This is a genomic window from Vibrio sp. D173a, from assembly GCF_030248475.1.
In genome coordinates this window covers 1-10994 of the sequence record NZ_JAHGAH010000265.1, presented here as the reverse complement: position 1 = coordinate 10994, position 10994 = coordinate 1, and the positions used below count along the sequence as shown (strand labels likewise).

The 10994-nt window shown below is 41.6% G+C and carries 10 protein-coding genes, 1 tRNA gene, 1 other RNA gene and 1 pseudogene; 9 read left to right on the top strand and 4 right to left on the bottom strand.

Annotated features, from left to right (window positions below):
• Positions 1–44: 44 nt before the first annotated feature.
• Positions 45–401 (bottom strand): RnfH family protein, encoded by a 357-nt coding sequence (locus KIV40_RS23580; protein WP_005533748.1) that lies wholly within the window; start codon positions 399–401, stop codon positions 45–47.
• The gene (locus KIV40_RS23575) at positions 391–834 is read right to left on the bottom strand and encodes an SRPBCC family protein (RefSeq protein WP_005533750.1); all 444 of its coding nucleotides are present in this window, start codon (positions 832–834) and stop codon (positions 391–393) included. Before KIV40_RS23575 ends, KIV40_RS23580 begins: the two co-directional genes overlap by 11 nt.
• 118 nt (positions 835–952) lie before the next feature.
• Here KIV40_RS23575 and smpB point away from each other — a divergent pair, with 118 nt between their 5' ends.
• The 4 genes and pseudogenes from smpB to KIV40_RS23555 all read left to right on the top strand — a co-directional run bounded on the left by smpB (position 953) and on the right by KIV40_RS23555 (position 3675).
• Complete coding sequence (smpB, locus tag KIV40_RS23570; protein WP_005424760.1) at positions 953–1438, top strand: SsrA-binding protein SmpB; 486 nt, start codon at positions 953–955, stop codon at positions 1436–1438.
• Between the two features lie 68 nt (positions 1439–1506).
• Positions 1507–1874: a transfer-messenger RNA gene (gene ssrA / locus KIV40_RS23565) on the top strand.
• 183 nt (positions 1875–2057) lie between these two features.
• Positions 2058–3289, top strand: a pseudogene (locus tag KIV40_RS23560) (integrase domain-containing protein).
• Positions 3290–3426: 137 nt separating this feature from the next.
• The gene (locus KIV40_RS23555) at positions 3427–3675 is read left to right on the top strand and encodes an AlpA family transcriptional regulator (RefSeq protein WP_285351612.1); all 249 of its coding nucleotides are present in this window, start codon (positions 3427–3429) and stop codon (positions 3673–3675) included.
• A 108-nt stretch (positions 3676–3783) separates the two neighbouring features.
• Here the strand turns inward: KIV40_RS23555 and KIV40_RS23550 are convergent, their stop codons facing one another.
• A complete protein-coding gene (locus KIV40_RS23550) occupies positions 3784–4086 on the bottom strand; it encodes a hypothetical protein (RefSeq protein ID WP_285351611.1) in 303 nt (100 codons plus the stop codon).
• Positions 4087–4375: 289 nt separating this feature from the next.
• On the opposite strand from KIV40_RS23550, the gene KIV40_RS23545 reads away from it, so the two are divergent.
• From KIV40_RS23545 to KIV40_RS23530, 4 genes are all read left to right on the top strand, one after another.
• A complete protein-coding gene (locus KIV40_RS23545) occupies positions 4376–6079 on the top strand; it encodes an ATP-binding protein (RefSeq protein WP_285351610.1) in 1704 nt (567 codons plus the stop codon).
• A 180-nt stretch (positions 6080–6259) separates the two neighbouring features.
• Positions 6260–6505: a helix-turn-helix domain-containing protein gene (locus tag KIV40_RS23540; RefSeq protein ID WP_285351608.1), complete on the top strand. Its 246-nt coding sequence runs from the start codon at positions 6260–6262 to the stop codon at positions 6503–6505.
• Positions 6506–6817: 312 nt separating this feature from the next.
• Positions 6818–7249 (top strand): regulatory protein RecX, encoded by a 432-nt coding sequence (locus KIV40_RS23535; protein WP_132785133.1) that lies wholly within the window; start codon positions 6818–6820, stop codon positions 7247–7249.
• A 67-nt stretch (positions 7250–7316) separates the two neighbouring features.
• Positions 7317–7391 (top strand) — tRNA-Gly (locus KIV40_RS23530).
• A gap of 215 nt (positions 7392–7606) precedes the next feature.
• On the opposite strand, the gene KIV40_RS23525 is transcribed toward KIV40_RS23530, so the two are convergent.
• Positions 7607–9364, bottom strand: coding sequence for a hypothetical protein (locus KIV40_RS23525; RefSeq protein ID WP_285351604.1), 1758 nt, complete (start codon positions 9362–9364; stop codon positions 7607–7609).
• Between the two features lie 330 nt (positions 9365–9694).
• Here KIV40_RS23525 and KIV40_RS23520 point away from each other — a divergent pair, with 330 nt between their 5' ends.
• Positions 9695–10774: an SUMF1/EgtB/PvdO family nonheme iron enzyme gene (locus KIV40_RS23520; RefSeq protein WP_285351602.1), complete on the top strand. Its 1080-nt coding sequence runs from the start codon at positions 9695–9697 to the stop codon at positions 10772–10774.
• Positions 10775–10994: the final 220 nt, after the last annotated feature.

The following is a 10994-nucleotide window of genomic DNA, read 5'->3' as shown; positions in this document are numbered from 1 at the left end:
AAGAGACAGCCCAGTTGGGAGGTTTTGTTTTATATCTTCAAGCATTATTCCGCTGATTTTCTCAAGGCGTTTGGCTTACCACCCGTCACAGGATCTGCGTTGCCAGCCACTTTTGCTTGCTCAGCTCGTTTACGACGAATCTCTTTTGGATCCGCCAATAATGGACGGTAAATTTCGATTCGATCTTTGTCTCGAACTGTCGCATCTAGTCGAACGTTGCGGCTATAAACACCCACTTTGTTCTTCTTCAAATCAATCTCTGGGTACAGTTCAAGCACACCAGACTGACGAATAATCTCTTCAACAGTGGCATGGTTATTCACCACCAAGTTAAACACTCGCTGCTCTTGAGGCAAGGCATAAACCACCTCAACGTGAATCATGTCCGACTCAATACTCATAGCACTCGTATACCTGTTTCGCTCGATTGGTAAAAGCATTCACCATGTTACTGGTGAGCTCGTTGAAAATCTTGCCGAAAGCCATCTCGATCATTCTGCTTGAGAATTCAAACTCAAGCTTGAGTTCGACTTTACACGCTTGCTCGTCAAGCGCCGTAAAGATCCAGCCACCACGCAATGTCTTAAACGGTCCATCAACCAAGTTCATCATGATAGCCTGGCCTGGAATAAGCTCGTTAGACGTGGTGAATGTCTTGCTGATACCTGCTTTTGCTACATCGACAGAAGCCACCATACCCTCGCCCGAAGACTCAACGATTCGTGAACCTGAACAACCAGGTAGGAACTCAGGATACTTCGAAACATCATTGACCAGATCGAACATCTGCTCTGCACTAAAAGACACTAAAGCAGAACGGCTGATTTGCTTCATACACACTCCTATCGATACGCGTACATGTTTAAGACTTGTGCCAATTGTACTTTTATTCCACGATAGAGCAAATAAAAGGATTTCCTAACGTATATCCAACCCGTATAATGAGCTCATTATGGTAAAGAAAAAATCAAAGCAAAAAGCGGGTAGTAACACTATCGCGCTTAACAAAAAAGCTCGCCACGAATACTTCATTGACGATGAAATTGAAGCTGGCATGGAGCTACAAGGCTGGGAAGTGAAAGCACTTCGCCAAGGCAAAGCCAACATCGCTGAAAGCTACGTTTTCATGCGTGACGGCGAAGCTTTTGTCAGCGGAATGACGATCACACCTCTTAACCAAGCTTCTACTCATGTTGTCGCAAACCCTACACGTGTGCGCAAACTATTGATGAGTCGTCGTGAACTCGACAACCTTCTTGGTCGCATCAACCGTGAAGGTATGACGCTAGCCGCGTTGTCACTGTACTGGTCTCGCTCTTGGGTAAAGATCAAAATTGGTGTGGCGAAAGGTAAAAAGCTTCACGACAAACGTACCGATCTTAAAGAAAAAGATTGGGCTCGTGAAAAAGCGCGCGTAATGAAGAGCTCACTGCGTTAAACTTGACCACTTAGACGCATAGTACTGGACAGCCTAGACTTTTCTGTTACTATGCCGATATTACCTCTGGGGCTGATTTAGGATTCGACGGGAATTCAGAAGTCTGAGGTGCATGCCGAGGTGCGGTAGGCCTCGTTAAAAAACCGCAAAAAAATAGTCGCAAACGACGAAAACTACGCACTAGCAGCTTAATAACCTGCTCAGAGCTCTCTCGCCCTAGCTTCCGCACGTAAGACGGGGACCAACGAGGGATCAAACCCAAACGCGCTAGCCCGGATTCTCCCGCCTGAGAGATGAACGGTGAATTTTAATTCAGGATAGTCATTTACTAGCGTGTCGGTTCGCAGGTGGGTGGTGAATTTAAAGATCGACTAAGCATGTAGTACCAATGATGAAAGGTTTTCGGACGCGGGTTCAACTCCCGCCAGCTCCACCAAATCAAAAAATCGGGACGTCTCAAGACGTCCCTTTTTTGTATCTAAACCCCCGTAAAATAAGCATTTGTTCATATCACTTAGTCTCACAAAGTTTCACTAATTCTTATTGGTAAAGTAACATTAGATGTAACAGCGCGTTAAACGTTATCTTTTGATGTTACATACGACCAAGGATTGGGAAAGTGGCTAAAAAAATCAGACCTTTATCTGCAACTCAAGTTAAAAACTTGAAATCACAAGCAAAGGAATTCTCTATCGGTGATGGTGATGGACTCTTTTTGAGGATAATGCCGAACGGTACAAAGTCATGGCTATTTAATTACATCCACCCTACAACAAAAAAGCGAAAAAATATCGGCTTAGGCAAGTATCCCGATGTTTCTCTCGCCACTGCGAGAGAACAAAGACAAACTATGCGAGAACTCGTTGCTAAAGGAATTGATCCAAAGACGCATAGAGATAATCAGCTAAATGCAGAAAAATTGGCAGCTCAAGACACGTTATTACATGTAGCTAAAGAATGGTTTGAACTAAAGCAACACTCTGTTTCTTCAGATTATGCAGATGACATTTGGCGTTCTCTAGAATTACATATCTTTCCCAATCTAGCTCAACTACCATTACGGGAAATTCTCGCTCCCACCGTTATCGCTCAACTCCGTCCTCTGGAAGCAAAAGGCTCTCTCGAAACAGTTAAGCGCGTGTGTCAGCGCTTGAATGAGGTTATGACATACGCGGTGAACTGCGGCAAAGTGGAAGCTAATCCACTAGCGAACATCAAGCAAGTCTTCAAAAAGCCAAAAGTTGAACATATGAAGACTATCACCCCTCAAGATTTGCCACTTCTAATGGAGAGCATGTCTAAAGTTAACATCAAGCTTGTAACACGGTGCGCATTTGAGTTTCAACTCCATACACTCACTCGCCCTTCTGAATGTGTGAAAGCTGAGTGGAACGAAATCGATTTTGCACAAAAACTTTGGACTATACCCAAGGACAAAATGAAGATGAAAAGGGATCATAAAATCCCTTTGTCAGACCCTGTAATTAAGCTTCTTCAATTCATGAAACCTATCTCTTTTGAACACAAATATGTATTTCCAAGTGATGCTAAAGCTGGTTCACACAGAATAGCCAGTCTGTCAACGCTGCCATAAAGCGTGCAGGCTTCTCTGGAAAACTCGTTAGCCACGGAATGAGGTCGATTGGAAGTACCGCACTGAATGAGCAAGGCTTCAATAGAGATGCTATCGAACTCTCGTTAGCACACGTAGATAGAAATACAATCAGAGATACCTACAACAATGCTGAGTACCTCGAAGAGCGACGCAACATCATGCAGTGGTGGAGTGACTACATCATAAGTGCTTCAAAAAACACATTTATTCTAGCGAAGAACCAAAACTTATTGTAAACCAAGGTTCAAAGCTTATTAAAAACCAGCCTGCGGGTAATTATAAGCAATTGTTTATAAAGGAAATTAAATTTGATTGCGGTGTTTTTGACGTGTATATTCAACTTAAGCAATAACAAAAATAAGAGCTTAAAATCATGAATATTGAAATCAAAATCGAGAGAAAAAATCAGGTTCTATCAAGGGTTAGCTTTTCAAAGGCAACTCTTCACAGATACATCAACTGTGGCAAGTTTCCACCTCCAATCTCCCTTGGTGGTCGAGCGGTCGGTTTTTTTAAACATGAGGTTGATGAATACCTTCTTGCTGCCGCTACTGGAAGTGATCTTAATGAAGCAGTAACGAAGATGTTGGCAATGCGTAAGGAGCTGGCTCAGCTCCACTAGCTCTGCAATAAACTTTATGAGCAGTCCCCCACCTCTCTTAGAGATGTATTCATAGGCATCCTTTCAAGTACTGGATGTCTATGAATACTTGGAAACACAACACGAACGTTAGATTTTTATTATTGAAACGCAAGTCAATTCAAACCAAGTCCGATCCGCAATTTCGTCAAACTTTGCTTCGTCGACAGCGCCAAGAAATGAGGTGTGTAAAGTAGGTATTCCTGTTTCGGGGCAACGGTCAACTTTATAGATCTCAGCTTCCGTGTCGCTTTCTCTTGCAAGTAGATCAATGGCTCTCAAATATGCCAAAGCAACGAACACATAGCTGTCTTCCATCATCAAGTCGTCAAGCACTCTAACGTGCATTAGATGCTTCTGTGCATATGTTTCTAGTGCTTCGTAGTTATTCAAGGGTCAAGTCCTAATCCCTTTGCTAAACAGTGCTGATAGTACCGAGAAAATACGCAACCAACACGTGCTGCCGCTGTATTTGTCCCTATGGTGAGGCGTTATACAAAAACAAGCCTGCAAGAACCCAATACTGCTGTTTGTAAATTTATCTAAAAGTTTTCCTCGCTTTATCATTTCATATCGGACTCGCATCTTTTCTGGGTCCAAAATATGCGGGTAATGCTCAAGTACTTCATCATACAAGAAGTACTCGCTATACGATCCGGCTTCTCCGCTGCTGAAAACCGGTGTGAGTTTTTTAGCGCCATTTCTTAGTTCATCAAGTATCATTTGCTCAATTTTCTTCAATCACAAGCTTTGTAAGTTTGATGCCACTGATAAGTGCGTCTACTCCGGTGAGCAAGATGATGTTCTAATCGGCTGTGAGTTTAGCAACTTACCTGAACAGTTAATTTTAGATGAAAGAGCTAATACAACTCTCCAGAATGAGTTTTTGTTAAATGAGAGAGGAAATTTAGAATTATTCCGAATATTCAAAAAAGGTAAAGGTAACGGAGAATACGCGGCGTGGTGTGTACATCCATCAGCCAAGGATGCTAAAGGGATTCTTTACAAGAAAAACGATCAATTGAAGGCCATCGCGGAGCGACGGAGCGTCAATGTAGAAGACCAACGTGTCAATGCCTTATTGAGGCAAGGAATCTACGGCTCGATAGAAGACCTCAAACTAACGCCACAAATGATCCCACTAAAAGCAGAGGATGGGAAATCAGTTTGGGAGAGAATTTCTTCTTACCTTCCTCACTTTGCTCTATTCAGAGCTGATAGACCCAGCACAGATGAAGAAGCCGAAGTTCAAGACCCTATGAAGGCTGCTGTGAGCAACGCTCTCTCTGAATTGGACACCGAGCTAGAAAACATCAAACAGGTAGTAAGAGAAAAAACGTTAGCTGTAGCAGCGGATACAATTTCTCACTTGAACGACATTGATTCAAAATTAGCTAGTGAACTTATTCCAGAATTCAAAGTTGAACCCAACTGGGGTAGCATTTTCAAACTATCATTGATAGGGAATGACGGCGTTCATATCAACAAGCGCGGCAGCGGTGTACGTCGACTGATTCTTATCAGTTTTTTCAAAGCTGAAGCGGAACGAATCAAACGTGACAATAGCAAAAAAGGCGTTATCTATGCTATTGAAGAACCAGAAACTTCGCAGCACCCTAGTTACCAACAAATGCTTGTTGATGCTTTTAAAGAACTGTCAGAACTTGATGATTGTCAGGTAATTTTAACTACTCACGTACCAGCACTCGCTGAGAAAATTGACCTTGGAAGCTTACGTCATATTCACCGAAACGACACTGGAGACTTAATTGTCGCAAGTGGACAAGACGCAACTTATGAAGTTATAGCGAAAGATCTCGGTGTTTTGCCTGACAGCCGTGCTCAACTTATTGTTTGTCTCGAAGGACCAAATGATATTCACTTCTTTAAGCGTTTGTCACGAAACCTCATTGCCGAAGGTATAGGTGTTCCAGATTTGAATGATGACCCTAGGATCGTTATGATCCCGCTGGGAGGAGATACTCTTCGCGATTGGGTGAATTCTCACTACCTTAAAAACTTAGGGAAACCCGAAATTCATATCTATGATCGAGATATGGCACAGCCACCAAAGTACAAGGCCACTGTAGATGCTGTGAATGGAAGAGGTGATGGCTCTCAGGCATTCTTAACCACTAAAAGAGAGCTTGAGAACTATATCTCGCCAAGAGCGATCAAGGCAGTTTTTAATGTAGATATTGAAATCGAAGATGACACCGATGTTCCGACAACTCTTGCTGGCCTGACACCCTATAGAGAAGGTAAGTGTAAGAAAAAACTTAACACCTTAGTTATGGATAAATACTCTCACGCAGATCTTGTTGAAATGGATCCAAATGGAAATATTCTAGAGTGGATGCAAGCTATTCAAAGGAATCTGGTATAGGGCGGTAACAGCTTATCGCGGACAAAAGCATTCTTGCTTCAAAGGCTAAATTGCTTTTGTCCCGAGGCGAAGAAACACACAAGTCGAACAACTACCTCCCTGATTATTTCACTTATGTGTGATAACCTTGAATGCCCCAAAATTTCAGCAGTAAATTGTCAACATTTCTCAAATATGCCAATGAACAATCACCCATCTCCAATCGACAAAAATTTCTTGAAACAACTAGTTCGCTCAAAGCTTGAGCCTACATGGTCTGATAGTAAATCTTCAACGCCGGATATGTCTTGGATCACGCCTGTTGTATTAGATGTATTGTACTCAGAACTGATGATCCATACGCGAGGCAATCAAACCAAAGCAGCCAAGATTTTGGGGATCAACAGAGGAAACTTCAGCGCCAAATTAAAGCAGCAATCACGTTAATCGTTTACATTAGATACGGTAAATGATCGTGTTTAAAGGTCATTGGTACTCACTTTCAGGGGTTGAGCTTAACTTAGAATCTGTATATCTAAAAAAATCGATGCCAGCATCATTAGTCATTGCGGATCTAAGTGTTGGAGCAAATGTAATTCTTTTACACAACCATCATCGCTGGGCGTTACTCGACGTTAATGAGGAAAGGCGTCTACTCGTTATTGACGAAAGTTAAATCTGTATAAATAATCAGTATTGTCATCTCATTGATTACATAAGATTATTACATTGTTTATCTATGTAAGGGCAGGAAAGAACGTGTCTCAAGAGCAATTATACGATATCGCTGTCGGCTTGCTTGCCAAGCGTGATTACGCTTCTGGTGAAATGCGTCGTCATCTTTCAAAGCAAGCTGATAGTGAGTTGGTAGAGATGGTGATGGAACGCTTACTATCTCATCACTACCTTGATGATGCTCGGCTTGCTGAGAGAGAAATATCAAAACAGTTGCTCAAATTGCATGGGATGTCACGCATCAAACAAGAACTAAGACAGAAAGGGTTAGACTCACTCGTTATTGACCAAGCACTTGAAGATACAGATGTTGACTGGTTTGAGCTTTGCTTGAAAGCAAAAGAGAAAAAGTTTGGCGACAACGTAGCTAGTGATCATGCAGAAAAAGCGAAAATGGTTCGTTATTTACAATACCGAGGCCATTCAATATCAGCGATATTAGAATGTATTTCCTAACGGATTGACTCAACTCAATACTGTCTATAGACATGTCTATGATTTTGAATGATAATATCGACATCAAGCGTACATCGTATAATGGCTATTACCTCAGCCTTCCAAGCTGATGATGCGGGTTCGATTCCCGCTGTACGCTCCATTCTAATAGGCTACTTTGTCTAAAGCCTTCCGTGGATTTCTAATTGAAGTCACACCAAAAACACAACAAACGTTATCACATCGGAGCATATAAAACGCAATATGGTGCACATTCACTGCCTGCGTATTTCGTGATTACGATCGCTCGTTTCCCTTAGAATTTTAGAGAGTTGTAAGATGTTAAGGGCAAAATGCCATTGCCCTTAACGTGGAAAGTTATGACTGTATGGGCATTGCATAGGAGAGTTCATGTACTAATTGTCTAAACATCGACTCTTTACCCTCTGGGATTATTAACTGATCTTTGCCTACACGCTGGCACCACTTCTGTAATTTCGGCGCTGACGCTATGTTCTTTGCGATCGACTCGGTATCACATTTTAAAAGTAAAAAGCGCCCCTCTAATCGTACAGCATTCTTATTGCTCTCCAACATTTTGAAGAGGTGCTCAATTTGAGTAGGGAAATAAGGCTGTTCATCTCTTTCAGATAGAAAAGATTGTATTTCGTCTAAGTCACCACCATTTTCGAGATGTGAGAGTAGCTTGCTTGTGCATAGTTGCCAGACTTGGTCGGTAACTTCATCCGCATAATTAGTAAGGAATACTCGCTCACTTGTAGTGGGAGGCTGCATAAACTGCACACGATTCTTTGGCAACAATGCGAGCGATGTTTTCGTTGATTCGGATACATCGATATAGGAATCAACCACTCCAAGCACATAGGCTCCTAGCGTTGTAAGCCTGATATATTTTAAACCATCATAAATAGACAAATAATCTAGATCATATTGCCCCCAACGGTCATAGTAATTGTCTTGAGCATTCTCGGGCGTTACGTAAGCAATATCTACGATCCCTAGAGTTGCGAAATACTCCATCATTAGACAGCGAGTGTAAACATTAGTAAGAAAGGTGTCGTCATGAAATCGACCATACGTGGAATCACCGATATACAAACTATAGGGTTCAAACGTAACATTAAAGAATTGACCTTCAACCGCCATTAATCTCAGATAGTCATCAAAAGAGACCCATTCTTCAAGTGGACAAGCCCGCAATACTTCTATACAAGCGTCCCTGCGGCTCAGAACATTGGTAAAATATTTCTGACCTTTACCTTTTTGCCCTTTAATCTGGTTGATACGCGAAAACTCGTCAAATTTGCTTCGATCTTTCCAGTCCAAGAAAAGCTGTCTAATGATGTCACAATGTCGTTGTTGAAGAGCGGATTTTTTCAGGTTGATTTGCAATTCGCCATTTGTCTCTTTGAACCATAAAGAGGCTCTTAGGATTTGAATCCAACCAAAAGCCTTTATACTTTTCGCTGATTCGTCATCCAGTGACGTTGCCCTTTGGTACGGCTCATTGAGTTTGTTGCATAACTGATGAAGTAAGGCTTTAGAAGGCTGCCCAGTTTTCGGGCTGACTTTTAACTTCTTATCCTTAATAGTGTTAAGAAAAATATTAAGCTCGGCTTCTGTGTATTGTGATGTCTCTGACGTTTCAACCTCTTCACCATCGATAATTGTCGTTGGTACAGAAAAATGTGGCGGCAATGGAACATGAGGTTTCAAAAAAGCTAATAGGTCATTAGGTATTCTAACCGAAGATCCGTAACGGCGATCCGGATAAAAGAATGGAGATAAAGCTTTGTCACTCTTATCTTTATCTTGACTTCGATACAAAGACCAGTCTTCTGTGCTTGGTGGCTCTTTTTGATATTTTGACCAGAATACGAAACCGTCCATATAACCAGCTTGATTGTGAACAGCCTCTTGCAAAGCCAGCTTCTGAATCTCTGAGAGGTGGTTCCAAATTGACTGTAGATTGTCTGGGTTCATTAATGCACTAAAGAGTGTACTTGCAAATTCTGCTTTACGACTGGGGATAGCACAAGAAAAGGGTAATGACTTGATACGAAATTTCAGGTCATCGACGGTGCAGTGCTCTATAAGGTTTTGAAAATTATCCATGTTGTTCCTAGCTTTCTTTATATCTACAGGGAATTTTATCCTATCCCTCTTAGATCTTTCTCCTTATTTTTGAAAGGCGCACTTAGCATACTTTGAGTGAATGCAAATTCAATGGAAGATGCGACTTGCCAACTCGCTTTTGTCCCGAAGCGTTATCAGACCCACATCAGCTTGGAGACTTCCTTCCTTTCAGCAACACCAACTGAAACGAAGTAGCTTCCTCACTAAAACAGGAACGAAGTCGTTATAACTAGTTATACAGTCGCTTTGAAACTGTTCTCTCCTTTTATTTTTGCGTAAAATATGCCCATAGAGTAAAAGGAATACCAAATGAAAAACAGATGGTTAGGTATGGCTTGTCTGCTTCCCCTATTGGTTGCGTGCAACAGCGAAAGTTCAGCAATTAAGGTGTCTAGCGAGACCGTCTCACAAAAACAAATCGATACGATAACGTCGAATATCAATAAGCTTTACCCAGAAGCAACTCCAGAGCAGAAGCAGAAAGCGGCAGAAGTGGTGGTACGAGCTATCGAGAACATGGTGTTCGTAGAAGGCGGAAGCTTTGATATGGGCGATTTCAAGATGAATTGTGATTTCCCAACAAAATCTGAGAACCGTTTAGATTGGTCTCCTGATGCGCAATGTTTTAACTTTGCTACCAACCTCTCTGGTGCGCAACATTTACATAAAGTAACCCTCGATTCTTACTCTATGTCTAAATATGAGACCAGCTTTATGGATATGGAGTGGATGCGGCAGATTAATGAGCTTCCTGTAGCTGCTGGAATCATAACAAGTTATAAGCCATTAAAAGATAAACAGATGCTTAGAACAGATGAAGAATACAAGAGAATAGTTGATTCGGAGGCAAAACATAACAAAGCGGCCTCAACTAAAAGCTGGCAGGAGGCTAAAGATTATTGCTTATGGCTGGGAAAAGTATCTACTTTATCTTTTGACCTCCCGACTGAGGCTCAGTGGGAATACGCCGCTAGAAGTCGTGGACAGCACTATTATTATGCTACTAATGATGGTTATCGCTCTCTCTCAGAAGATCAATATTTCGATGTAAATCTTGATAAATATGTTCAAGTTTCCCCTTCAATTGTTAACAGTAGTATAAAAGAAGAGAAGTATATTGGTTACTGGCCAGCAAACCCTTTAGGCATCTTTGGGATGAACAACAATATTAGTGAATGGGTCAATGATTGGTATGAAAAAGATTATTACCTTAAGTCACCTAAACAAAACCCTCAAGGCCCCAAGGTTGGTAAACTAAAAGTTATCCGCGATGGCGCGGGAAATGTAATGACCTTTGATCGTTTTGGTAAAGATCCTGTTCTTGACGCTTACTCCCCAACCCACAGCTTCCGTTGTTCCGTTCAACAACCAAAACCACTTACAGAATAGACAAGATATGAGCCAACACATTTCTCTCCTGTCTACTCAACCAGTATTGTCATTTCATCTCTAAGTAAGCGTCACATACTTAAACTCACTTGTGCACAGTCTCCCCTCCCCGTAAACAAAAACAGGAACGCAGTCGTTATAACTAGTCATACAGTGGCTTTGAAACTGTTCTCTCCTTTTATTTTTGCGTAAAATATGCTCATAAAGTAAAAGGAATACC